We start from the raw sequence: 378 nt of genomic DNA on the forward strand, positions 1-378 counted from the left end.
TCGCCCGTCAGTTCGTGCAGGTTGAGCGCCGCGTCCACCTTCGGACGCAGCACGGCGTCCAGCCGCTCGGGGGTGAGCGACTCCACCACACCGTCGTCCAGCACACCAGCGGCATGCACCACACCCGTGACCGGGTGCTCGGCCAGCAGCGCCGCCAGCGCCTCGCGGTCCGCGACATCACAGGCCGCCCACGTCACCGAGGCACCCAGAGCAGTCAGCTCCTGCGCCAACTCCACCGCACCGGCCGCGTCGCGACCACGACGGCTCACCAGCAGCAGGTCCCGCACCCCGTGCTCAGCCACCAGGTGCCGGGCCACCAGACCACCCAGCGTCCCACTCGCACCCGTGATCAGCACCGCGCCCTGGGGATCCCAGGAG

General features: G+C 72.2%; 1 protein-coding gene. It reads right to left on the reverse strand.

The window, feature by feature from the left end; translation table 11 throughout:
- Positions 1 to 378 (reverse strand): SDR family NAD(P)-dependent oxidoreductase (locus K7G59_RS34500; protein WP_225840693.1); only part of this gene is annotated, 378 nt, incomplete at both ends.

The organism is Streptomyces sp. NK08204 (genome assembly GCF_020400585.1).
In the GTDB taxonomy this organism is placed as follows: domain Bacteria; phylum Actinomycetota; class Actinomycetes; order Streptomycetales; family Streptomycetaceae; genus Streptomyces.